This is a genomic window from Streptococcus sp. D7B5 (genome assembly GCF_029691405.1).
Taxonomy (GTDB): Bacteria; Bacillota; Bacilli; order Lactobacillales; family Streptococcaceae; genus Streptococcus.
On record NZ_CP121467.1, the window covers coordinates 1,720,391 to 1,744,640 of the forward strand.

Genomic DNA, 24,250 nt, shown 5'->3' on the forward strand with positions numbered 1-24,250 from the left:
AAATAGTGGTTGATGTAAATCGTTTTAAAAGTATGCAAATCACCCTAGCTTCTCCAAGCAAAGTCCGTTCATGGTCTTATGGAGAAGTCAAAAAACCTGAAACAATCAATTACCGTACCTTGAAACCAGAACGTGAAGGACTCTTTGACGAAGTCATCTTTGGTCCTACAAAAGACTGGGAATGTGCTTGTGGGAAGTACAAACGCATTCGTTACAGAGGGATTGTTTGTGACCGCTGTGGGGTTGAAGTAACGCGTACAAAAGTTCGTCGTGAGCGTATGGGGCACATCGAGTTGAAAGCTCCTGTATCTCACATCTGGTACTTCAAGGGGATTCCAAGCCGTATGGGCTTGACCCTTGATATGAGCCCTCGTGCCCTCGAGGAAGTTATCTACTTTGCGGCTTATGTGGTGATTGATCCGAAGGATACACCACTTGAGCACAAGTCAATCATGACAGAACGCGAATACCGTGAACGCTTGCGTGAGTATGGTTATGGATCATTCGTTGCCAAGATGGGTGCTGAAGCTATCCAAGACCTTTTGAAACAAGTAGATCTTGAAAAAGAAATTGCGGAACTCAAAGAAGAGTTGAAAACAGCTACTGGACAAAAACGTGTCAAAGCCATCCGTCGTTTGGATGTCTTGGATGCCTTTTACAAGTCTGGAAACAAACCTGAATGGATGATTCTCAACATCCTTCCGGTTATTCCACCAGATCTTCGTCCAATGTTGCAGTTGGATGGTGGCCGTTTTGCCTCATCTGACTTGAACGACCTTTATCGTCGTGTTATCAACCGTAACAACCGTTTGGCTCGTTTGCTTGAGTTGAATGCACCAGGTATCATCGTTCAAAATGAGAAGCGTATGCTTCAAGAAGCGGTTGACGCTTTGATTGACAATGGTCGTCGTGGTCGCCCGATCACAGGACCAGGTAGCCGTCCACTCAAATCATTGAGCCACATGCTTAAAGGGAAACAAGGACGCTTCCGTCAAAACTTGCTCGGTAAACGTGTTGACTTCTCAGGACGTTCCGTTATCGCCGTTGGTCCAACTCTTAAGATGTACCAATGTGGTGTGCCGCGTGAAATGGCGATCGAGCTCTTTAAACCATTTGTCATGCGTGAAATCGTTGCCCGTGATATCGTGCAAAACGTCAAAGCAGCGAAACGCTTGGTGGAACGTGGAGATGAACGCATCTGGGATATCCTCGAAGAAGTGATTAAAGAACACCCAGTGCTTTTGAACCGCGCACCGACCCTTCACCGTTTGGGTATCCAAGCCTTCGAGCCAGTCTTGATTGATGGTAAGGCCCTTCGCTTGCACCCACTTGTCTGTGAAGCCTACAATGCCGACTTTGACGGTGACCAAATGGCCATCCACGTACCGCTTTCAGAAGAAGCCCAAGCAGAAGCTCGTATCCTCATGCTTGCTGCTGAGCATATCTTGAACCCGAAAGATGGGAAGCCAGTTGTTACTCCATCTCAGGACATGGTTTTGGGTAACTACTATTTGACCATGGAAGAAGCTGGTCGTGAGGGTGAAGGAATGGTCTTCAAAGACCGTGACGAAGCTGTTATGGCTTACCGCAATGGTTATGTTCACCTCCACTCACGTGTTGGTATCGCAACAGACAGTCTTAACAAACCATGGACAGAAGAGCAAAAACACAAGGTCTTGCTGACAACTGTTGGTAAAATCCTCTTCAACGACATCATGCCAGAGGGTCTACCTTACTTGCAAGAACCAACAAATGCTAACTTAACAGAAGGTGTTCCAGCTAAGTACTTCTTGCCACTAGGTGGAGATATCAAGGAAGCAATTCGCAACCTTGAACTCAACCCTCCATTCAAGAAGAAAAACCTTGGAAATATCATCGCTGAAATCTTCAAACGTTTCCGTACGACAGAAACATCTGCCCTACTTGACCGTATGAAGAACCTCGGTTACCACCACTCAACTCTTGCAGGATTGACAGTGGGGATCGCCGACATTCCAGTCGTTGAAGACAAGGCTGAAATCATTGAGGAATCACACAAACGTGTAGAACAAATCACCAAACAATTCCGTCGTGGTATGATCACAGACGACGAGCGTTACAATGCCGTTACAGCTGAATGGCGTGCAGCTCGTGAAAAATTGGAGAAACGTTTGATTGCCAACCAAGATCCTAAGAACCCAATCGTTATGATGATGGACTCTGGAGCCCGTGGTAACATCTCAAACTTCTCACAGCTTGCCGGTATGCGTGGTCTGATGGCTGCTCCGAATGGACGTATCATGGAATTGCCAATCCTTTCAAACTTCCGCGAAGGTTTGTCAGTACTCGAAATGTTCTTCTCAACTCACGGTGCCCGTAAAGGTATGACCGATACGGCCCTTAAGACAGCCGACTCAGGTTACTTGACTCGTCGTTTGGTTGACGTTGCCCAAGACGTTATCATCCGTGAGGACGACTGTGGAACAGACCGTGGTCTCTTGATCCGTTCTATCGCAGAAGGAAAAGAGATGATCGAGTCTCTCGAAGAGCGTCTCAATGGTCGTTATACTAAGAAAACTGTTAAACACCCAGAAACTGGCGCAGTGATCATTGGTCCAAATGAGTTGATTACAGAAGACAAGGCGCGTGAAATTGTCAATGCTGGTGTGGAAGAAGTGACTATCCGTTCCGTATTTACATGTAACACTCGTCATGGTGTCTGCCGTCACTGTTACGGTATCAACTTGGCGACTGGTGATGCGGTTGAAGTTGGTGAAGCAGTTGGTACAATCGCTGCCCAATCTATCGGGGAACCTGGTACACAGCTTACAATGCGTACCTTCCACACGGGTGGGGTTGCCTCAAATACCGATATCACTCAGGGTCTTCCTCGTGTCCAAGAAATCTTTGAAGCCCGCAATCCTAAAGGGGAAGCGGTCATCACAGAGGTCAAAGGACAAGTTACAGCTATCGAAGAAGACGCGTCAACTCGTACCAAGAAAGTCTTCGTTAAGGGTGAAACTGGAGAAGGCGAATACGTGGTACCATTTACAGCCCGTATGCGCGTCGAAGTTGGAGACCAAGTCTCTCGCGGTGCGGCATTGACAGAAGGTTCTATCCAACCGAAACGTCTCCTCGCTGTTCGTGATGTCTTGTCAGTTGAAACCTACCTTCTCGGTGAAGTACAAAAAGTTTACCGTAGCCAAGGGGTAGAAATCGGTGACAAGCACATCGAGGTAATGGTTCGTCAAATGATCCGTAAAGTTCGTGTCATGGATCCAGGTGACACAGACCTTCTTATGGGTACTCTCATGGACATCAACGACTTTACAGATGCTAACAAGGATGTTCTTATCGCAGGTGGAGTTCCAGCGACTGGTCGCCCAGTTCTTATGGGAATCACCAAAGCCTCACTTGAAACAAATAGTTTCTTGTCAGCGGCTTCCTTCCAGGAAACAACTCGTGTCCTTACAGATGCGGCCATCCGTGGTAAGAAAGATCATCTCCTTGGACTCAAGGAAAATGTTATCATCGGTAAGATCATCCCAGCTGGTACTGGTATGGCTCGCTACCGTAACCTTGAACCACAAGCTATCAATGAAGCAGAATATCTGGCTCCAGAACAAGAAGAGGCAGAACTTGCTCCTGTAGAGGAAGTTGTGGAAATCCAAGTTGAAGAAACAGTAGAATAAAAGCAAACAAGAGAACCCAAAGGTTCTCTTTGTTTTGTTTCAGAAAATTTTCCCACTTTTTCATAAAGTGTGGTAGAATAGAAGAACTAAAATGCCAAGGAGGTGTCCGTATGGAACAAACATTCTTTATCATTAAGCCAGATGGTGTGAAAAGAGGGCTGGTTGGTCAGGTTCTGAAAAGAATTGAGGAGCGTGGTTTCAAAATCGAAAAATTAGAGTTACGTTCAGCAGTTTCAGAAGCTTTGATTGATCAACACTATCAAGACTTGGTTGAAAAAAGTTTTTATCCTCCTATCCGTCAGTTTATGACTTCAGGACCGGTAGTGGTGGGCATTCTATCAGGACCGAAAGTGATTGAAACTTGGCGGACCATGATGGGTGCTACTCGTCCAGAAGAAGCCTTGCCTGGAACTATCCGAGGAGATTTTGCTAAAGCAGCAGGAGACAATCAAGCTATTCAAAATGTAGTTCATGGCTCCGATTCGGAAGCTTCTGCAAAACGTGAAATTGCTCTCTGGTTTAAGGATTAGACTGGTAAAAGAACAGTTCTGTGCACAAGAGAGCTGTTTTTTGGTCAGTTGAGCACAAAAAAAGAACACTTGAGGCGGAAACAATCATTTCAAACTCCTCACAAGGTATAATCCCATATAGGGAGGGAAAAGAAATGGTAAAATCAATTCGCCTATTGTTACTGATTGCAGTCATCCAGATTAGTTTTAGTAGTTGCCTATTATGGAAAGAATCCTTTTTATCTTTAAAACAGACCAATGCTTACTTTTTGATTTTGATAGTAGGAATTTCTGTTTTGTGCGCTGGGATAAATTATTTCCATACAGCAGACCAGTCTAGACATAGTATTTTACATGTTCAAAAGAAAGTGAGCCTTGTTTATTGCCTCCTTTTAGTAGTCAATCTTCTGGCAACCTGTCTGGTTCTCTCAGAAAGCATCCAAACCACTAGCAAATTGCAGCAGGAACTGGTTGACCTCTTTTTACCCTCCTTCTTTTTCTTGCTAGGAGTAGATCTATTGATTTTCTTACCTTTTGATAAAATTTTTCGCGCTATAGAAAATCACCTAAATAAAAAGAAAACAGTCGTCATTTCCGTTCTAGCTACGATAGTTTTCTTGAGGAACCCCATAGTGATTTCCTCGATTCTTCTTTATATCAGTGTTGGTTTTCTATGCGCACGTTTCCTTTTTCCCAAATGTATTCAAAGGGAAATCTCCTTTTATGGGCACCTGATTCGGGATATCCTGTTTGTTTTTTCAATAGTTGTATTCTTTTAAGTGGAGGAGAATTTTTCAAAATTGTTATAGTAAGTCCATAAAGAAAATTCACACAAAAGAAAACTTTTTGGTATAATAGTAGCATGCACACAAAAAATGAAGAAGAGCTTCTAGCTCTCGGAGAAAGATTAGGTCATTTGCTTCAAAAAGACGATGTTCTGATCTTGACTGGAGAGTTGGGAGCGGGTAAAACAACCTTTACAAAAGGCCTTGCTAAGGGCTTGGATATCCGTCAAATGATTAAAAGTCCAACCTATACCATTGTCAGAGAGTACGAAGGACGTTTGCCACTTTACCACTTGGATGTCTACCGTATCGAAGGTGATGCTGATTCTATTGACTTGGATGAGTTTCTCTTCGGTGGTGGTGTGACTGTTATTGAGTGGGGGCATCTTTTGGGTGAAGATTTACCAGATTCTTACTTGGAGTTGGAAATTTTGAAAGAAGCTGAGGGGCGTTGTCTTCATTTTACGGCTCATGGCTCTCGGGCTGAACAACTCATCAAGGAGCTTCAAGATGGAGTATGAGTTGTGTATTCGTGAGGCAGAGATTTCAGATGCTACAGCCTTAATTGCATTTTTAGATTGTGTCGGTCAAGAGACAGATTTTACCAGCTTGGATGAAAATGGCATCATGATGACAGCTTCTGAAATGGCTCTTTTTATCGAAAAACAAGCTGCATCAGAGAATCAAATTACTCTCCTCGCCTTACTGAATGATGAGATTGCAGGAGTCTTAAATATCACAGCGGACCAACATTTAAGAGTTCGACATATCGGTGATGTTTTTCTAGCAGTTCGCAGGAAATTCTGGAACCAAGGCTTGGCGACTATACTTCTAGAAGAAGGCATCGAGTGGGCTAAAGTCAGTGGCGTCTTGCGCCGTTTGCAACTCAGTGTACAAAAACGAAACGAGGCTGCGATCCACCTCTACTCAAAAATGGGATTTATCACAGAAGGCTTACAAGAAAGAGGAGCCTATTTAGCAGAAGGGATATTTTTAGATGTTTGTCTTATGGGCAAGCTGATAAATGAATAACGAGATGATTAAAAAATTAATTGGAATGGTGCTAGGTTTCCTAGCAGTAACAGTTTTAGGTGTAGCGGTTTATGGTTACACCATTTTCCAACAAGGAACAGCAACCTTGAGTGAAAAGACTTATAAAAAAATTGGTGAAGAAACCAACGTTATCGAAGCGACGGAGCCTCTGACCATCCTCTTGATGGGGGTAGATACGGGAAATGTGGAACGTACAGACCCGTGGGCGGGAAATAGTGATTCCATGATTCTCCTGACGGTTAATCCCAAAACAAAGAAAACCACAATGATGAGTTTGGAACGGGATATTTTGACCAAGATTGAGACTGGAAACGGTCAAGTTCAGGAAGCCAAACTCAATGCGGCCTATGCTAATGGTGGTGCGGAACTTGCAATTTCTACTATTCAAAAGATGATGAATATCCACATTGACCGCTATGTGATGGTTAACATGCAGGGGCTTCAACAATTGGTGGATGCGGTTGGTGGAATTACCGTCAACAATACACTCGGTTTCCCAATTTCGATTGCTGACCAAGAGGAGTTTAATAAGATTTCTATCGGTGTTGGAGAACAAACCTTGAATGGGGAGGAAGCTCTGGTGTATTCACGGATGCGTTACCAAGACCCAGAGGGAGACTATGGTCGTCAAAAACGTCAACGTGAAGTTATTCAAAAGATCGTTGAGAAGGTTTTGAGCCTAAACAGTGTGAGTCATTATCAAGGTATCCTCAAAGCTTTGAGTGATAACATGCAGACCAATGTGGACTTGTCAGCTAAGAGCATTCCACAATTGCTCGGCTATCAAGATTCCTTCAAGAATATCGAAACGCATCAATTGCGTGGGGAAGATGCTGAGCTACAGGGAATTTCTTATCAGATTGTCACTTCAGAACATATGCTCGAAATGCAAAATCTCTTGCGTAGTTCGCTAGGTAAAGAGCCAGTGACAGAATTGGAAACCAATGCGGTACTGTACGAAACAGCCTTTGGTCGGACAGCACCTTCAACCAGTACGAACGCTTCAAACGAAGAAGCAGAATAAGAAAAGAATCAAATCGTGGGAAATTTCCTGCGATTTTTTCAAAAAAATTCGAATAGATAAGTAGGAGGAAACATGAAAGCAGAAATTATTGCTGTAGGAACAGAAATTTTAACAGGGCAGATTGTCAATACCAATGCTCAGTTTTTATCAGAGAAACTAGCCGAAATCGGGGTAGATGTCTACTTCCAAACAGCTGTTGGAGATAATGAAGCTCGTCTTTTGTCCTTGCTTGAGATTGCGAGTCAACGTAGTAATCTTGTGATTTTGACAGGGGGCTTGGGACCAACCGAGGATGATTTGACCAAACAAACCCTGGCAAAATTTTTGGGAAAAGATCTAGTGTTTGACCCTCAAGCGCAAGAGAAACTGGATATTTTCTTTGCTCATAGACCTGACTATGCTCGGACACCGAATAATGAGCGCCAAGCCCAAATTGTAGAAGGGGCGACTCCACTGCCAAATGAGACAGGTTTAGCAGTAGGAGGGGTGTCAGAAGTGGATGGCGTGACCTACGTGGTCCTCCCAGGACCACCTAGTGAATTGAAACCCATGGTCTTAAATCAACTCTTACCCAAGTTAATGACTGGTACCAAGTTATACTCACGAGTGCTCCGTTTCTTTGGAATTGGGGAGAGTCAGTTGGTGACCATTTTGGCGGATTTGATTGACCATCAAACCGATCCGACCTTGGCGCCGTATGCCAAGACGGGAGAAGTGACCTTGCGTTTGTCTACAAAAGCAGTTAGTCAAGAAAGGGCTGATCAAGCACTGGATATCTTAGAAAATCAAATCTTGAGTCGCCAAACTTTCGAGGGAATTTCTCTACGAGACATCTGTTATGGATATGGGGAAGAAACCAGTCTCGCAAGTGTCGTTGTAGAAGAGCTAAAGAAGAGACAGAAAAGCATTACTGCGGCAGAAAGCTTGACGGCAGGTCTCTTTCAAGCGACATTAGCAGACTTTTTGGGCGTCTCAGCAATCTTTAATGGCGGTTTTGTCACTTACAGCCTAGAAGAAAAGTCCAAGATGTTGGATATTTCCGAGCAAGAGCTAAAAGAACACGGGGTTGTTTCTGGGTTTACGGCTCGAAAAATGGCAGAGCAGGCACGGATCAAGACTCAGTCTGATTATGGAGTTAGTTTGACGGGTGTGGCAGGGCCAGATAGCCTAGAGGGGCATCCAGCTGGTACAGTTTTTATTGGATTGGCACATGCAAAAGGGACAGAGGTGATCAAGGCCAATATTGCAGGACGGAGTCGAGCAGATGTTCGACATATTGCGGTCATGCATGCCTTTAACCTAGTTCGCAAGGCTTTATTAAGTGACTAAATTTTGGTATAATGAAAGATAGGTCTAAGGACCAGTAGAATATAGGAGAACAAAATGGCGAAAAAACCAACAAAAAAATTAGATGAAATTGGGAAAAAATTTGGAGCAGACCGTGAAAAAGCATTGAACGATGCTCTTAAATTGATTGAGAAAGACTTTGGTAAAGGCTCAATCATGCGCTTGGGTGAGCGCGCGGAGCAAAAAGTTCAAGTGATGAGCTCAGGCTCATTGGCTCTGGACATTGCTCTTGGTTCAGGTGGTTATCCTAAAGGACGTATCATCGAAATCTATGGACCAGAATCATCTGGTAAGACAACGGTTGCCCTTCACGCTGTTGCGCAAGCACAGAAAGAAGGTGGTATTGCAGCCTTTATCGATGCGGAACATGCTCTTGACCCAGCCTATGCTGCAGCCCTTGGTGTGAACATTGACGAATTGCTCTTGTCACAACCAGACTCAGGAGAGCAAGGTCTTGAAATTGCTGGAAAATTGATTGACTCAGGTGCAGTTGACCTTGTCGTTATCGACTCGGTTGCGGCCCTTGTACCTCGTGCGGAAATTGATGGGGATATTGGAGATAGTCACGTTGGTTTGCAAGCTCGTATGATGAGCCAGGCCATGCGTAAACTTGGTGCTTCTATCAATAAAACCAAAACAATTGCCATCTTTATCAACCAATTGCGTGAAAAAGTTGGAGTCATGTTTGGAAATCCAGAAACAACACCTGGTGGACGTGCTTTGAAATTCTACGCTTCAGTCCGTTTGGATGTTCGTGGAAGCACACAAATCAAGGGAACTGGTGATCAAAAAGATACCAATGTCGGTAAGGAAACCAAGATCAAGGTCGTGAAAAACAAGGTAGCTCCACCATTTAAGGAAGCCTTTGTTGAAATCATGTACGGAGAAGGAATTTCTAAGACTGGTGAGCTCTTGAAGATTGCAAGTGATCTCGATATCATCCAAAAAGCGGGAGCATGGTACTCTTACAAGGGTGAAAAAATCGGACAAGGATCTGAAAATGCTAAGAAATACTTGGCGGATCACCCAGAAATCTTTGATGCCATTGACCACCAAGTCCGTGTTCAATATGGTTTGATTGAAGATGAAGAAAGAACAACTCCTACCTCTGTTGCAGAAGATTTAGCACCTAACCAAGAAGTAACACTTGACCTAGGCGACGGACTCGAAATCGAAATTGAAGATTAAAAATAAAAGCGGAGAAGTCTTTCTCTGCTTTTTATGTTTAAATATTAAGTCTCCATAAGCTTCAAAAGCGTAATAAAAGAGTATTTAATCAAAAAAATTAAATCATTCTATAAAAAGGAGACTACTATAATGGAAAAACGCCTTGTTCGAAACGTACAAGACAAAAAGATTGCTGGTGTTTGTGCTGGTATCGGTGACTACTTTAACATGGACCACACACTTGTTCGTGCACTTTGGATTATCTTCACCCTACTTGGTGGTTCTGGAATCTTAGCTTATGCTATTCTCTACTTCCTTCTTCCGGAAGGCAATGCAGAAGCTTAAGCCATAGAGAGAATAAAAGTTTATTCTGATCAGTTGAAAATAAAAAATGCATGTAATCGTAGATTACATGCATTTTTATATGTAGTTTCTATCGAAAAAGAGAGGTTCTTCACCGGATGGATAAGTCTTGTTTAATGGTCACTAAAACGACGATACTCTATATGAAAGTCAAAATAATGTTCATTTTGTAACTTTTGGAAGATGTCGCGATAGGCTTCTTCGTCAAAATAGTCGCCACGATAGAGGATTTCAAAACTCAAACCATCGTACTCAAGGAAAGCGTTGGCTGTTTTAAAGCCATTTTGTCGATAGAAGTCCATTCTAGCCTTCCTTTGCTCCAAGTTATCGCATTCTTCATCCAATCGCTCGACTTCGAGTAACATGGTTCGCTGGTAAAAATCAGTCAGCTTTTCGATGATTTCCTTTCCATACCCGTGGCTTCTCAGGTGGGGCATGATGGCAAAAAAACTGATATAGAAGGCCTTTGGATTGGAGATGGCAAAAGCAAAGCCGACAAACTCTTCTTGGTTATAAAAGGCAAAAAAGTGAGCGTCTTCTCGGTCCTGATAGCGCAAGAACTCAGACAGAGGGACTCGTTCTTCCTCGGGAAAAGCTTCTTTGTTTAGCTTTTCAACCTTATCCAGATCAGGAAATACATCGGTAATTAATTGACTGGTCAAACTCATAAATGAACTCCTTTTCTTGATTATAGCAAATTGTCTCTCTGTAAGCAATTGATTGCAAACTTAGTAACAGAGCCTTGTCGCTCCTTTAGAAAGCTGATATAATAGCTTTATGAATAAGAAACGATCCGTGGACTTGATACATGGTCCTATTCTTCCTGCGCTGTTAAGCTTTGCCTTTCCAATCTTGCTGTCAAATATTTTCCAACAGCTTTATAATACAGCTGATGTCTTGATTGTTGGGCGATTTCTTGGCCAAGAATCCTTGGCTGCAGTAGGAGCTACTACAGCCATTTTTGACTTGATTATAGGCTTTACGCTTGGTGTTGGAAATGGCATGGGGATCGTCATTGCCCGCTATTATGGGGCTCGTAATTTCACCAAAATCAAGGAAGCGGTTGCTACAACCTGGATTTTAGGAGGGTTTCTCAGTGTTTTTGTTATGTTGATGGGCTTTGTCGGCCTGTATCCACTCTTGCAATATTTAGATACCCCTGCAGAAATACTTCCCCAGTCCTATCAATATATTTCCATGATTGTGACTTGTGCCGGTGTCAGCTTTGCCTATAATCTCTTTGCAGGTTTGTTGCGGTCCATTGGAGACAGTCTAGCAGCTCTTGGATTTCTGATTTTTTCTGCCTTGGTCAATGTGGTTCTGGATCTCTATTTCATTACGCAACTGCATCTGGGAGTTCAATCTGCGGGCCTTGCTACCATTATCTCGCAAGGCTTGTCAGCGGTTCTTTGCTTTTTCTATATCCGTAAGAGTGTTCCAGAACTGCTCCCTCAACTCAAGCATTTTAAATGGAACAAGGCCTTGTACGCGGATCTTTTAGAACAAGGTTTGGCCATGGGTCTGATGAGTTCGATTGTGTCCATTGGTAGCGTGATTTTACAGTCTTCTGTTAATACTTTTGGAGCAGTGATTATTAGCGCCCAGACAGCGGCTAGACGCATTATGGCCTTTGCTCTCCTTCCAATGACGGCTATTTCTTCTGCCATGACGACCTTTGCTTCTCAGAATCTTGGGGCCAAGCGACCAGACCGCATTGTTCAAGGACTTGGTATTGGGAGTCGCCTGAGCATGTCCTGGGCAGGTTTTGTTTGTATCTTCCTCTTTTTTGCCAGTCCTAGTTTGGTTTCTTTCTTGGCCAGTTCGACAGATACTTACTTGGTAGAAAATGGTAGCCTCTACCTGCAAATCAGTTCAGTCTTTTATCCGATTTTGAGCCTCTTGCTGATTTATCGTAATTGCTTGCAGGGCTTGGGGCAGAAAGTCCTTCCTCTAGTTTCCAGCTTTATAGAACTCATCGGGAAAATCGTTTTTGTGGTTTTGATTATCCCTTGGGCAGGCTATAGGGGGGTTATCCTTTGTGAACCCCTTATCTGGGTTGCCATGACTACACAACTGTACTTTTCACTTTTCCGCCATCCCCTGATAAAAGAAGGCAAGGCAATCTTGGCAGCCAAAGGACAATACTAGCTGGGTTTGCTGAACAAAATCCATTTCCTCTAGTGAAAATCGAAAAAACTTGTGTTATAATAAGAAAGATTAAAATGTGAAAAAAGGAGATTCCTAATGGGACGTAAATGGGCCAATATCGTAGCCAAGAAAACGGCTAAAGATGGAGCTAACTCTAAAGTATATGCAAAATTTGGTGTAGAAATCTATGTGGCAGCTAAAAAAGGGGATCCAGACCCAGAATCAAACACTGCTTTGAAATTCGTTATCGACCGTGCGAAACAAGCCCAAGTGCCGAAACACGTTATCGATAAAGCGATTGATAAAGCAAAAGGAAACACAGACGAAACCTTTACAGAAGGACGTTACGAAGGTTTTGGACCAAATGGTTCTATGTTGATTGTGGATACCTTGACTTCAAACGTCAACCGTACCGCGGCTAATGTCCGTGCAGCTTTTGGTAAAAACGGCGGAAACATGGGTGCTTCAGGTTCAGTTTCATACCTCTTTGATAACAAGGGTGTGATCGTATTTGCAGGTGAGGACGCTGATGCGGTCTTTGAGCAATTGCTCGAAGCAGATGTGGATGTGGACGATGTAGAAGCAGAAGAAGGAACAATCACGGTTTACACAGCTCCAACAGACCTTCACAAGGCTATCGTTGCCCTTCGTGAGTCTGGGATTGAAGAATTCCAAGTGACTGAATTGGAAATGATTCCTCAGTCAGAAGTGGAATTGTCAGGCGAAGACCTTGAAACATTTGAAAAACTTTACAGCGTTCTTGAAGACGACGAAGACGTACAAAAGATCTACACAAACGTAGATGGATTCTAATAGAAAAACGAACAGTTTTACTAGCTGTTCGTTTTTTTTGATATTTGAACTTAAACTCTGGTTTCAGAATCGTTTTGTTTCTTGCTTTTTTCTAGACCTAGACCGACTGCATGTTTTTGGACGAGCAAGAGCTGTCCATTGTCCTGTTTTGCAAAAGTTAAGGTAACGGTCTTGATCTTGTCTCCAATGGAGATATAGGTGATTTTTCTCGTATTATAACCTCCGATAGTGGAGTCAAACTCGGAGTCTGGTAGTCCGTGTTTTTTGATAATATCCTTGTAGTTGGTACCACCTTTTCCTTTGTTGTCAAGGTCACCTTCGATTAAGGCGTCGAACTGTTCTTGGGTCCAAGTGAAGTTATCGTCTTCTTCCTCCTCTGGGATGGGATAGGCGCTATCATCTGTCAAGTCGCTTTCTTCTTCGCGTTCCATTGAGGAACTTGCCTCTCTATAGGAACGGTTAAACTCCCTGACAAACTCTTTGTAGACATTAGCGTACAGTACCTGAGTCGTAAAGAAAAGTACGACAGAGGCAACTGCGAGAGATGTTCCGATAATGGCCATGGTTTTTCGTTTTTTGAGGTTGACGATAAGGCCGATAATCCCCAAGATAAATGCGACGATGGCGATGAAAAATGATAGATAGTTAATAAATGGAATCCAGGACCCTAAAAGTGCGATGGCTCCAAAAATGGTTGCTAAGATTCCTAAAACTCGTTGTTCTTCTGGTTTCATTTGAACGTTTTCTCCCTTCATCGAGTGAATGGATTTCTATCCACAGTAGTTAGTGCTTATTATAGAAAAAATATTGCCTAATGTCAATTTAAACTAAAATAGTTCTCTTGGAAACTTTTTTCTTGACATCTTTTCTGAAAATGATAAAATAGTTCTCATGGGAACTTAAATAGTTCTTGTGAGAACTATATTTATCGTAAGAAAGGAGCAATCATGGACAAGCCGATGTTAATGTTCAAACGTTTTGGACACCAGCTTCATCTGATGGTACAGAAAGAAGCTAAGCGATGTGGCATTGAATTTATGGGTGGACCGCAAGGGCAGGTTCTGCGTTTTTTAGATCATTGTGAACAAAAAGAGGAATTGGTCTTGATTAAGGATATCGAGCAGGAACTCAATATTACCAAATCTGTGGCGAGTAATCTAGTCAAGCGTATGGTGCAAAATGGTTTGGTTGAGCTAGAGGCCAGCCCGAGCGATAAGCGGGCAAAATTTGTTCGCCTGACGGAGAAATCGCGTTCGCAGATGCAAAAAGTTAAGGCTTTTTTTGATCGGATCGATCAGAGTCTGCTAGAGGGGGTTTCAAAGTCAGACTTGGCAATCTTTGAAAAGGTTCTCGATCAGTTGCAAGAAAATGTTGAGAAGATAGGAGGAGAGAATGAAGAAACTCGCTAAACGTATTACAGGAAAAGAGTGGGGAATGATCATCCTTACGATTCTGTTCACTTGTTTCTCGGTCTATCTAGAGTTAGAGGTACCGACCTATATTTCACAAATTACAGAGTTACTCGGAACGTCTGGAACGCAGTTGGGTGAACTCTGGTCACCAGCTGCGAAGATGATTGGTTTGTCTTTATTGGCTTTCTTTTCATCTGTTATGGTGGGTTTCTTTGCTGCTCGTGTTGCAGCATCCTATACAACCCATCTACGTAGAGACGTATTTCATCGCGTTTTAGATTTTTCACAGACAGAGATCAAGCGCTTTTCAATCCCAAGTCTTTTGACTCGGACGACCAATGATATTACCCAGGTACAGATGCTCTTTACCATGGGCTTGCAAGTGGTTACTCGTGGGCCGATTATGGCTATCTGGGCCATTGGAAAAATCCTTGGGAAATCGGAATACTGGCTCTGGGCGGTCGTTGTGGCTGTTATTGTCAATGTCTTGATGACCACTGTTCTTATGACTCTGGCCTTTCCAAAACAATCTGTTATCCAAAAATTGACAGATAAACTCAATAGCATCACTCGTGAAAGCTTGACTGGGATTCGAGTTGTTCGCGCATACAATGCCGAAGATTACCAAGATGAAAAATTCGAAGCAGCCAACGATGAGGTAACACGTCTCAATCTCTTTGTCAATCGATTGATGGCCATTATGAACCCGATTATGATGGCGATTTCCAGTGGACTAAGTTTAGCTATTTACTGGATTGGTGCCTACATTATCAACGATGCAAGTTTGGCAGAACGTCTGCCACTCTTTAGTGATATGGTGGTCTTCATGTCCTATGCTATGCAGGTCGTGATGGGATTCCTTCTCATGGGAGCACTCTTTATTGTTCTTCCTCGTACCTTGGTTTCGGCAGGACGTATCAATCAAGTATTGGATCTGCATTCTTCTATTGAAAATCCTAGTCATACACAGACAGCGGATCCTTCAGTTCAAGGACAAGTGGAATTCCGCGATGTAACCTTCCGCTACTCTAAAAACTCAGAAGCAGTCGTGGAACATGTCACTTTCAAAGCAGAAGCGGGTCAAACCGTAGCCTTCATCGGATCGACTGGATCAGGTAAGTCTACGCTTGTCAACCTCTTGCCACGTTTTTACGACGTTTCAGATGGACAAATCCTAGTGGACGGAGTTAATGTGCAAGATTACGATTTGGAAGATTTGCGCAATAAGGTCGGCTATATCCCTCAAAAAGCAGTCCTCTTCTCAGGAGATGTCAAGGGGAACTTGGACTTTGGTAAGAGCAAAGAAACTCCTCTAAGCGAAGCTGCTATGTGGCAATCCTTGGAATTGGCCCAGTCTAAAAGCTTCATCGAAGACAAGGAAGCAGGTCTTGCATCAGAAGTGGCTCAAGGCGGAACCAACTTCTCAGGAGGTCAAAGACAGCGTTTAGCCATTGCGCGTGCCTTGGCTCGTAAACCAGAGATTCTCATCTTTGATGATTCCTTCTCAGCCTTGGACTACAAGACAGATCGTGTCCTTCGCCAAGAGCTAGCTGAGAAAACAAAATCCATGACCAAGCTCATCGTAGCGCAACGGATTTCTACCATTATGGACGCCGACCTGATCTTAGTTTTGGATCAAGGTAAAGTCGTGGGACAAGGCACCCACAAGGAACTTCTTGCAACCAACGAAGTCTACCAAGAAATTGCCTACTCACAACTATCGAAGGAGGAATTGGAACATGGAAAATAAAAAAGTTTCGGTCTGGAAACAGTGCAAACCTTATATGGCAGGCCTCCAACTTCCTCTCCTAATAGCAGTTGTGGCTGCAGTCATTTCAAGCATCATTACCGTTTATGGTCCAACTAAGATTAAAGAAATTACTAACTTGATTTCAGATGGCTTGGCTACAGAAATCGACTTGGTAGCTGTGTCAAACATTGCTGGATTTTTGGTTGTCCTATATGTGTTTGGAGCTATCCTTAATTATACACAGGCCTATATATTTTCAACGAGTATCCAACATTTTTCAAAACGCTTGCGGACGGCTATCGCTGAAAAAATCAATCGTTTGCCACTTGGCTATTTTGACCGTCATTCACAAGGAGACACCCTTTCGCGCGTGACCAATGATGTGGATACAGCAGCGCAATCTCTCAACCAAAGTCTAGGGACAGTTCTTTCAGCTAGTTTCTTGTTGATTGCTGTCTTGGTGACCATGTTTGGGATGAACTGGATTTTAGCTCTCGTAACAGTGGTCTCTACGCTTGTTGGTTTTGCGGCGGTTTCCGTAATCATGGCCAAGTCACAGGGTTATTTTAAAGCCCAACAAAATAATCTAGCAGCCGTCAATGGTTATGTGGAAGAGATGTACTCTGGCCATAATGTAGTGACCAGCTACAACGCAGTGGACACCTCCAAAGCGAGATTTGCAGGGTTAAACCAAGACTTGCATGACAGTATCTGGAAATCTCAGTTTATCTCTGGTATCATGATGCCAGCCATGTTCTTTGTTGGGAACTTTAGTTATGTCTTAGTCATCATCGTTGGTGCCGCGCTGGCGTTAGAAGGGCATATCACGATAGGGATTATCGTAGCCTTTATGGTTTACGTACGGACCTTCTCCCAACCTCTGTCACAGATTGCCCAAGGGATTACGAGCCTGCAACAAGCGAGTGCAGCCATGACTCGTGTATTAGAATTTCTAGCTGAAGCAGAGATGCAAGATGAATCTCGTAAGGAAAGACAATTGAGCAACATGAAAGGGGAAGTAGTCTTTGATCATGTGTCCTTTGGATATACACCAGAGCGCACCATTATCCATGACTTTTCTGCGACAGCTCATGCAGGTCAGAAGGTTGCTATTGTTGGACCGACTGGGGCTGGGAAGACAACCATTGTCAATCTTTTGATGAAGTTCTATGAGCTAGATAAGGGAAGTATCCGTATCGATGGTGTCGATACCAAGGACATGAAGCGTTCGGAAGTACACGATGCCTTTTCAATGGTCTTGCAGGATACTTGGCTCTTTGAAGGAACCATTCGAGAGAACCTGATCTATAATCAGACAGACATCAGTGATGAACGAATGATAGAAGCTAGCAAGGCAGTGGGAATCCACCACTTTATCATGACTTTGCCAGATGGCTACGATACTGTTTTGGATGACACCGTGACCTTGTCTGTTGGACAGAAACAGCTCTTGACCATTGCTCGTGCCCTTCTCAAAGATGCACCGCTCTTGATTTTGGATGAAGCGACATCTTCAGTCGACACACGTACAGAGGAGTTGATTCAAAAAGCTATGGACCGTTTGATGGAAGGACGCACATCCTTTGTCATCGCCCACCGCTTGTCAACTATTCGTAATGCCGATTTGATTCTTGTCATGAAAGATGGCAATATCATCGAGCAAGGCAACCATGAGGAATTGATGGGCAAAGCTGGCTTCTATGCGGATCTTTACAACAGCCAATTCACAGAAGACCAAGCAGAAGAATAAATCAAAAGAAGGCTTGACGGCCTTCTTTTTCTGCACTATACTAGAAGACAAGTGCCTCGCCTAGAGGCAAAAATAAAGTGTTAGTGAGAAGAATAGATGAAAAATTATCAAGAATGGTATAGAAACATTAGCTCCAAACTAACTAGCCATCCAACTCTTTTATTTCTATTGCTTAGTTTTAATCGTTTGATGACAGTAGCTATGCCCCTGGTCTATCTGACCTTACTAGTTACCGTTTACCTGCAGCTAGGACTTGGTCAGCAAGTCGGGGTCTATTTGCTTGTCCCTGCTACAGGCTTTGTAATTTTGTCCCTCTTTCGTAAGAAAATCAATCATCCACGCCCCTACGAAACTTGGGACATCGCCCCCTTACTTGACAAGGATAGTTCGGGACAGTCTATGCCCAGTCGCCATGTTTTTTCGGCAACTATCATCTCCATGGCCAGTCTGCATGCTAGTCTACCTGTTGGTTTAGTATGTTTGCTCTTTTCAGCTTTGCTGGGCTTGGTGAGGGTTTTAGGGGGTGTTCATTATCCCAAGGATGTGGTCGTTGGTTACGCTTGTGGTCTCATGTGGGGGGTTCTTTTCTTCCTTTTTTGACATGTAAGTCAAGCTAGTCTGACAACCACTTACTGCTTCAAATTGACCACTTGCTTTTTTGCCCTTGTTTTCCTAATCTAGCTTTGATATAGTAGAGTCAGAAAGGAGATGTGATGAAGTTACGAATTGAGATTGACGGCGATTTAGAAGAAACTGAAATTGTCATCAAGACCCCTGCTTTGACAGATGAAATTGCGGACTTGCAACGGCTCTTGCAGGAGTCGACAGCTCCGAGGTTGATTTTTTACAAGGGGACAGGCGAATATTATCTTGACCTATCAGAGATTCTCTTCTTTGAAACCGAAGGTAGCAAGATCTACGCCCATACCCATAAGGAAGCCTATGAGGTTCGGCTCAAACTCTATGAGTTGGAGACCATCTTGCCTCGCTATTTTAGCCGAGTGTCCAAGTCAACTATCGCAAACATCCGTCAGATTTACTCAGTGGACAAGTCCTTTTCAGGAACGGGCACTATTTCCTTTTATCAGACCCACAAGGAGGTTCATGTCTCACGGCATTACCAATCCCTCCTAAAAGAAAATCTAAGAAACATGAGGTAAAAAACATGAAAAAGAAAGCATTTGGTATTGTTTTATTGGTTTTAGCAGCTTGGATCTTGCTGCAAGGGAATTTTGGAATTCCTTCTTTGGATGGCAAGATATGGCCTTTACTAGGTATTGTTTTTTTTGCTTATAAGACCATTGAGTCTATCCTTAGACGCCACCTCACTTCGGCAGTTTTTACAGGTTTACTGGCGCTCATCATTGCAAATTACGCTTATGACTTTTTGCCAGTTACCAATCATTCTCTCATCTGGGCTAGCATCTTGGTGGTACTCGGTGTTGGTTATCTGACGCATTCAAGTAAGTTCTGGAATGAAAAAAAATGGTGGTACGATGGGAAAAAAACAGTCGTCACGGATAAGGAAGTCGCTTTTGGTAGCGGGACCTTCTATAAGCAAGATCAAGATCTCGTAGATGACCAAGTGGAAGTCGCTTTTGGGGATGCTAAAATCTACTATGATAATGCAGAGATGCTAGGTGATTTTGCAACTTTAAATATTGAAGTGGCCTTCGGGAATGCAACTGTCTATGTTCCACAACACTGGCGTGTTGATTTGAAAGTAGAAACCTCCTTTGGTGCAGCTAAGGCAGATGCTCCTGTAGCGCCAACAAACAAAACCTTGATTATCCGTGGGGAAGTCGCTTTTGGTAAACTTGGAGTTGTTTACGTTAAATAAAAAAAGTCTTCGAATTTCCTTGCCAAAATAGAGAAAGTGTGATAACATAGTACGGTATGTGGTGCTAGCACATCCGCTATATTAGATCTAATAGGAGGAAAACACAATGGCTAAAGTATGTTACTTTACAGGTCGTAAGACTGTATCAGGAAACAACCGTTCACACGCGATGAACCAAACAAAACGTGCCGTAAAACCAAACCTTCAAAAAGTTACTGTTCTTATCGATGGTAAACCTAAAAAAGTTTGGGCTTCAGCTCGTGCTTTGAAATCAGGTAAAGTTGAACGCGTTTAATAAAAATGAAAAGACCGCTTAGGTCTTTTTCTTTTGCTCTAAGGATAAAACCATTTGAAAAATAGAGTAAATATCCGCAGATACAGCATTCTGCTTTTACACTTGGGCTGAAATATGATAAAATAGAGTATCAACTAGTTGAGGTAAAAAAAATGACTGTAAAAATTAATACAAAAGATGGTCAAATCGAACTGACAGATGAAGTGATTGCAACCGTAGTAGGTGGTGCAGCAACTGAGATTTTTGGTGTGGTCGGTATGGCTAGTAAAAATGCCCTCAAAGATAATTTCCAAGCCCTTCTTGGTAAGGAAAATTATTCAAAAGGTGTAGTCGTTAAAGCAGCTGAAGACGGTAGCATTGCAGTTGATGTTTATACCGTGTTGAGCTACGGAACAAAGATTAGTGAAGTCTCAAAAAACATCCAAGAGCGTGTTCGTTTTAGTTTGGAAAACCAACTAGGAATTACTGCTCAGACTGTGAATGTCTACATTCAAAATATCAAAGTTGTAGGAGAATAATCGTGTCAAAAATTACTACCAGCTTATTTCAAGAGATGGTGCAGGCTGCATCAACTCGTTTGAATAAGCAAGCAGAATATGTCAATTCATTAAATGTCTTTCCAGTTCCAGATGGAGATACCGGGACAAACATGGGAATGACCATCGAAAATGGTGCCAAAGAAGTAGCAGACAAGCCGGCTTCTACAGTAGGAGAAGTGGCGAGCATTCTTGCTAAGGGGCTCTTGATGGGTGCGCGTGGGAACTCAGGGGTTATCACTTCTCAGCTCTTCCGTGGCTTCTCTCAGGCTATCAAGGAAAAAGATGAATTAACAGGTCAAGACTTGGCTCTTGCCTTTCAATCTGGTGTCGAAGTAGCTTATAAAGCGGTTATGAAACCAGTTGAAGGGACCATTTTGACTGTTTCTCGTGGTGCGGCCATTGGGGCTAAGAAAAAAGCCGAGGAGACAGATGATGCTGTTGAGGTCATGCGTGCAGCCTTGGAAGGCGCGAAAGCAGCTTTGGCTAAGACACCAGAAATGCTTCCAGTTTTGAAAGAAGTTGGTGTTGTGGACTCAGGTGGTCAAGGTTTGGTCTTCATCTACGAAGGATTCCTTTCAGCTCTTACTGGTGAATACAGTGCTTCTGAAGACTTTGTAGCGACTCCTGCTAACATGAGTGAAATGATCAATGCAGAGCACCACAAGTCTGTAGCAGGTCATGTGGCAACTGAGGATATTACCTTCGGTTACTGTACGGAGATCATGGTAGCCCTCAAACAAGGTCCAACTTATTCTAAGGACTTTGACTATGATGAATTCCGTAACTACTTGAATGACTTAGGCGACTCACTGCTTGTTGTCAACGATGATGAGATTGTCAAAGTTCACGTCCATACAGAAGATCCAGGTCTTGTCATGCAAGAAGGTCTCAAATATGGTAGCTTGATCAAGGTAAAAGTGGACAACATGCGTAACCAACACGAAGCGCAAGTTGAAAAAGAAGCAACTCAAGGCAACAAGCCTGCTGAAACAAAAGAGTATGCCCTTATCGCAGTAGTAGCTGGTCAAGGTTTAGCAGATATCTTCCGTGCTCAAGGTGTGGATTATGTTATCGAAGGTGGTCAGACGATGAACCCTTCAACAGAAGACTTTATCAAGGCTGTTGAACAGGTCAATGCTCGCAACATCATCTTCTTGCCAAACAACAAAAATATCTTTATGGCAGCTCAGTCTGCGGCTGAAGTGCTTGAACAACCTGCTGTTGTTGTAGAAGCACGTACAATTCCTCAAGGTTTGACCAGTCTTCTTGCCTTTGATCCAAGCAAATCAATCGAAGAAAACAAAGAACGCATGACTGCAGCCCTTGGTGATGTTATCAGCGGTAGTGTAACAACAGCCGTTCGTGATACAACTATCGATGGATTAGCAATTCATGAAAATGACAATCTGGGTATGGTAGATGGGAAAATCCTCGTGTCAAACCCTGACATGCACCAAACCTTGACTGAAACTTTGAAGCATATGTTGGACGAAGACAGTGAAATCGTGACTTTCTATGTCGGAGAAGACGGAAGCGAAGAACTTGCCAATGAAATTGCCCAAGAAATCGCAGAAGAATTTGAAGATGTTGAAGTAGAGATTCACCAAGGTCAACAACCCGTATATCCATATCTTTTCAGTGTGGAATAAAAATTTAATAGATAAAAAAGAAAGTTGATTTTACAGCTTTCTTTTTTTATGACATTTGTCATATTTCCTAGTGACAGAAGCATCTAGCTCCGCTAACTTCAAAAGACTATAATTGAAGTATGAAATGGAGGAAGAAGAAATGAAAAATAAAATGATTGTCGCAGTGAGTTTAGTAGCAGCAGGAGTTATGACCTATCTCATGTTTTCAGGATTGGACGAGGGTTTCTACCATTTTCCTTGGGAGCTCTTTGCTGGCTTTGGAATGATGTCTTGGCTTGTCAGAGAAGGTTTGAAATTGGTCAGAGATGTGAAAAAGGAGTTTGAGGAATGAAAAAAGCAATCATCTATTTCTTTATCAGCCTATCACTCTTGGTATGGTTAGTGGAAATGTTTACTGGTTGGTTTGACCAAACCGTGCTTCGCCAATTTATTCGTGGTGCTTGGGGTTTTGGGTTTATGATTTTCGTCGTTTTCCCTATGGGAATGAAGTGGTTGAAAGGAGAATCTCATGACTGTGATTAAAGTTGAGAAATTGAGTAAGAAAATAAAAGACAAGGAGATCTTGCGGAACATCTCCTTTGAAATCAACGATGGTGAATGTGTCGCCTTGATCGGACCTAACGGAGCAGGTAAGACGACCTTGATTGATTGCCTCTTGGGCGACAAGTTCGTGAGCTCAGGTCAGATAGCTATTCAAGGCTTTGCACCAACAGATCCTCGATTAAAGCAGCTTATTTCTATCTTACCTCAAGAAAATACGGTGGTTCAAGACTTGAAAGTGAAAGAACTCTTATCCTTCTTTCAATCAATCTATCCAAACAGTCTCTCCAATCAAGAAATTGATGATTTGCTGAGATTCTCGGACAAGCAGAAAAATCAGCTCGCGGGCAAGCTATCTGGTGGGCAAAAACGTTTGTTCTCTTTTGTGTTGGCACTAATAGGTCGTCCGAAAATTCTATTTTTAGACGAACCAACTGCTGCCATGGATACCTCGACACGTCAGCATTTTTGGGAAATTGTCAATCAGTTAAAGAAAAATGGTGCCACCATTGTCTACTCTTCTCACTATATCGAAGAGGTAGAACATACGGCTGACCGCATTTTGGTACTCCACAAGGGAGAATTGATTCGCGATACGACACCTTATGCCATGCGTGGTGAAGAACAAGAAAAACATTTTACGGTACCACTAACTTATCAGGAAGTTATCAGCACTTTGGACCAGATTCAAGAGCTTGAAATCAAGCAAAATGCTCTTTCCTTCACAACCAAAGAAGCCAGCCAGGTATGGAAAGTCTTGCAAGAAAAGGGCTGCACGATCGAAGAAATTGAAGTTCGCAATCGAACTCTCTTAGACAGTATCTTCGAAACGACTCAAGATTAAAGGAGATTGACGATGAAAAATATGACAAGTCTCATGAAAGTAGAAATCATTCTGATGAAACGGCAAGCCATCTACTACTTGCTATCCATCGGACTTCCAAGTGTGTTTTACCTTATCTTTTCTGGTATGATGTCAGGGTCAGATATTCCAGAAATTGCTCTTCAAGCCTATCTTTTTGCCATGACGCTCTTTAGTATCATGTCAAGTGCTTTTTTCAGTATCCCAAGCACACTCGAGTCTGATAAGACAAACAACTGGCAAAAATTGATTCAACATTCTCCCGTATCTATGGTAGAATATTATGTATCAAAACTGTTCAGCACTCTGCTAACTTTCTTGTTATCAGTTATAGTTGTCTTTTCGGTTGGTCATTTTGTCCGTGGAGTGACTCTGCCTTGGCTTGATTGGTTGGTAATCGGAGTTATGTTACTGGTTGGAAGCGTGGTCTTTATCAGTATGGGGGTCTTGGTGAGCTTGCTTCCTAGTGCTCAATTGATGACGGTTGTTGGAAATATTGCCTATATTGCTTTGGCTGTCCTAGGTGGACTGTGGTTCCCCTTGGATTCCTTCCCAGAATGGCTCCAATCTATTGGCAAACTGACCCCAACCTATCAACTGATGCAGGTTGTTTCTACTTATTTGGAGCATCACGAGTTTAACATTCTTGCTGCCTTGGTTGTGCTAGGCTATACAGTTTTCTTTGGTGTACTGGTCATTCAACTGAAAAAACGGATTGAGGTAAAATAAATCT

General features: G+C 42.9%; 26 protein-coding genes. 24 read left to right on the forward strand and 2 right to left on the reverse strand.

The features are described from left to right. Positions 1–5 precede the first annotated feature (5 nt). The 9 genes from rpoC (at position 6) to P8P68_RS08460 (ending at position 9,901) form a co-directional block, all read left to right on the forward strand. Positions 6–3,671 carry a DNA-directed RNA polymerase subunit beta' gene (rpoC, locus tag P8P68_RS08420; protein WP_278275867.1) on the forward strand — a complete coding sequence of 1,222 codons (3,666 nt, stop codon included), beginning with the start codon at positions 6–8 and terminating at the stop codon, positions 3,669–3,671. Positions 3,672–3,781: 110 nt separating this feature from the next. Continuing rightward, on the forward strand, positions 3,782–4,201 hold the full coding sequence (gene ndk / locus P8P68_RS08425; RefSeq protein ID WP_000438308.1) for a nucleoside-diphosphate kinase: 420 nt from the start codon (positions 3,782–3,784) through the stop codon (positions 4,199–4,201). A 134-nt stretch (positions 4,202–4,335) separates the two neighbouring features. Beyond that, positions 4,336–4,959, forward strand: coding sequence for a hypothetical protein (locus tag P8P68_RS08430; protein ID WP_049520827.1), 624 nt, complete (start codon positions 4,336–4,338; stop codon positions 4,957–4,959). Positions 4,960–5,042: 83 nt separating this feature from the next. Further along, positions 5,043–5,486 (forward strand): tRNA (adenosine(37)-N6)-threonylcarbamoyltransferase complex ATPase subunit type 1 TsaE, encoded by a 444-nt coding sequence (tsaE, locus tag P8P68_RS08435; protein WP_000556959.1) that lies wholly within the window; start codon positions 5,043–5,045, stop codon positions 5,484–5,486. Further along, positions 5,476–5,997, forward strand: coding sequence for a GNAT family N-acetyltransferase (locus tag P8P68_RS08440; RefSeq protein WP_000455514.1), 522 nt, complete (start codon positions 5,476–5,478; stop codon positions 5,995–5,997). Before tsaE ends, P8P68_RS08440 begins: the two co-directional genes overlap by 11 nt. 4 nt (positions 5,998–6,001) lie before the next feature. Further along, positions 6,002–7,042, forward strand: a complete 1,041-nt coding sequence (locus tag P8P68_RS08445) for an LCP family protein (protein WP_000592171.1) — start codon at positions 6,002–6,004, stop codon at positions 7,040–7,042. A gap of 72 nt (positions 7,043–7,114) precedes the next feature. Then, a complete protein-coding gene (locus P8P68_RS08450; protein ID WP_000642673.1) occupies positions 7,115–8,371 on the forward strand; it encodes a competence/damage-inducible protein A in 1,257 nt (418 codons plus the stop codon). A 54-nt stretch (positions 8,372–8,425) separates the two neighbouring features. Further along, on the forward strand, positions 8,426–9,577 hold the full coding sequence (gene recA / locus P8P68_RS08455; protein ID WP_001085520.1) for a recombinase RecA: 1,152 nt from the start codon (positions 8,426–8,428) through the stop codon (positions 9,575–9,577). Between the two features lie 129 nt (positions 9,578–9,706). Then, positions 9,707–9,901: a PspC domain-containing protein gene (locus tag P8P68_RS08460; protein WP_000415527.1), complete on the forward strand. Its 195-nt coding sequence runs from the start codon at positions 9,707–9,709 to the stop codon at positions 9,899–9,901. 131 nt (positions 9,902–10,032) lie between these two features. Here the strand turns inward: P8P68_RS08460 and P8P68_RS08465 are convergent, their stop codons facing one another. Beyond that, the gene (locus P8P68_RS08465; RefSeq protein ID WP_000060284.1) at positions 10,033–10,587 is read right to left on the reverse strand and encodes a GNAT family N-acetyltransferase; all 555 of its coding nucleotides are present in this window, start codon (positions 10,585–10,587) and stop codon (positions 10,033–10,035) included. 109 nt (positions 10,588–10,696) lie between these two features. On the opposite strand from P8P68_RS08465, the gene P8P68_RS08470 reads away from it, so the two are divergent. Together P8P68_RS08470 and P8P68_RS08475 are read left to right on the forward strand one after the other, a co-directional pair. Further along, positions 10,697–12,067: an MATE family efflux transporter gene (locus P8P68_RS08470; protein WP_247923962.1), complete on the forward strand. Its 1,371-nt coding sequence runs from the start codon at positions 10,697–10,699 to the stop codon at positions 12,065–12,067. A 96-nt stretch (positions 12,068–12,163) separates the two neighbouring features. Continuing rightward, the gene (locus P8P68_RS08475; protein ID WP_000532894.1) at positions 12,164–12,880 is read left to right on the forward strand and encodes a YebC/PmpR family DNA-binding transcriptional regulator; all 717 of its coding nucleotides are present in this window, start codon (positions 12,164–12,166) and stop codon (positions 12,878–12,880) included. 50 nt (positions 12,881–12,930) lie between these two features. Here P8P68_RS08475 and P8P68_RS08480 read toward each other — a convergent pair whose 3' ends face one another. Then, positions 12,931–13,635 carry a CD20-like domain-containing protein gene (locus tag P8P68_RS08480; protein ID WP_198464349.1) on the reverse strand — a complete coding sequence of 235 codons (705 nt, stop codon included), beginning with the start codon at positions 13,633–13,635 and terminating at the stop codon, positions 12,931–12,933. A 192-nt stretch (positions 13,636–13,827) separates the two neighbouring features. On the opposite strand from P8P68_RS08480, the gene P8P68_RS08485 reads away from it, so the two are divergent. The 13 genes from P8P68_RS08485 (at position 13,828) to P8P68_RS08545 (ending at position 24,246) form a co-directional block, all read left to right on the forward strand. Continuing rightward, complete coding sequence (locus P8P68_RS08485) at positions 13,828–14,289, forward strand: MarR family winged helix-turn-helix transcriptional regulator (RefSeq protein WP_278275868.1); 462 nt, start codon at positions 13,828–13,830, stop codon at positions 14,287–14,289. Continuing rightward, positions 14,273–16,042 (forward strand): ABC transporter ATP-binding protein, encoded by a 1,770-nt coding sequence (locus tag P8P68_RS08490; protein ID WP_000731794.1) that lies wholly within the window; start codon positions 14,273–14,275, stop codon positions 16,040–16,042. Before P8P68_RS08485 ends, P8P68_RS08490 begins: the two co-directional genes overlap by 17 nt. Then, entirely contained in the window at positions 16,032–17,792 is a 1,761-nt protein-coding gene (locus P8P68_RS08495) for an ABC transporter ATP-binding protein (protein WP_278275869.1), read from the forward strand. Before P8P68_RS08490 ends, P8P68_RS08495 begins: the two co-directional genes overlap by 11 nt. Positions 17,793–17,888: 96 nt before the next feature. Continuing rightward, positions 17,889–18,392 (forward strand): phosphatase PAP2 family protein, encoded by a 504-nt coding sequence (locus P8P68_RS08500; protein WP_049489483.1) that lies wholly within the window; start codon positions 17,889–17,891, stop codon positions 18,390–18,392. Positions 18,393–18,505: 113 nt separating this feature from the next. Beyond that, positions 18,506–18,952, forward strand: coding sequence for a LytTR family DNA-binding domain-containing protein (locus P8P68_RS08505; RefSeq protein ID WP_049489485.1), 447 nt, complete (start codon positions 18,506–18,508; stop codon positions 18,950–18,952). 5 nt (positions 18,953–18,957) lie between these two features. Continuing rightward, positions 18,958–19,632 carry a membrane protein gene (locus P8P68_RS08510; protein ID WP_049489486.1) on the forward strand — a complete coding sequence of 225 codons (675 nt, stop codon included), beginning with the start codon at positions 18,958–18,960 and terminating at the stop codon, positions 19,630–19,632. A 106-nt stretch (positions 19,633–19,738) separates the two neighbouring features. Continuing rightward, positions 19,739–19,927: a 50S ribosomal protein L28 gene (gene rpmB / locus P8P68_RS08515; RefSeq protein WP_001140948.1), complete on the forward strand. Its 189-nt coding sequence runs from the start codon at positions 19,739–19,741 to the stop codon at positions 19,925–19,927. Between the two features lie 152 nt (positions 19,928–20,079). Beyond that, complete coding sequence (locus P8P68_RS08520) at positions 20,080–20,445, forward strand: Asp23/Gls24 family envelope stress response protein (protein WP_000216437.1); 366 nt, start codon at positions 20,080–20,082, stop codon at positions 20,443–20,445. A 2-nt stretch (positions 20,446–20,447) separates the two neighbouring features. Next, entirely contained in the window at positions 20,448–22,115 is a 1,668-nt protein-coding gene (locus P8P68_RS08525) for a DAK2 domain-containing protein (protein WP_049478837.1), read from the forward strand. A 124-nt stretch (positions 22,116–22,239) separates the two neighbouring features. Beyond that, positions 22,240–22,446 (forward strand): hypothetical protein, encoded by a 207-nt coding sequence (locus P8P68_RS08530; protein WP_000390701.1) that lies wholly within the window; start codon positions 22,240–22,242, stop codon positions 22,444–22,446. Beyond that, positions 22,443–22,637 (forward strand): hypothetical protein, encoded by a 195-nt coding sequence (locus P8P68_RS08535; RefSeq protein ID WP_000709170.1) that lies wholly within the window; start codon positions 22,443–22,445, stop codon positions 22,635–22,637. Before P8P68_RS08530 ends, P8P68_RS08535 begins: the two co-directional genes overlap by 4 nt. Further along, positions 22,624–23,499, forward strand: coding sequence for an ABC transporter ATP-binding protein (locus P8P68_RS08540; RefSeq protein WP_278275870.1), 876 nt, complete (start codon positions 22,624–22,626; stop codon positions 23,497–23,499). The genes P8P68_RS08535 and P8P68_RS08540 overlap by 14 nt, the downstream gene beginning before the upstream one ends. Positions 23,500–23,511: 12 nt before the next feature. Next, positions 23,512–24,246 (forward strand): ABC transporter permease, encoded by a 735-nt coding sequence (locus tag P8P68_RS08545; RefSeq protein WP_278275871.1) that lies wholly within the window; start codon positions 23,512–23,514, stop codon positions 24,244–24,246. Positions 24,247–24,250: the final 4 nt, after the last annotated feature.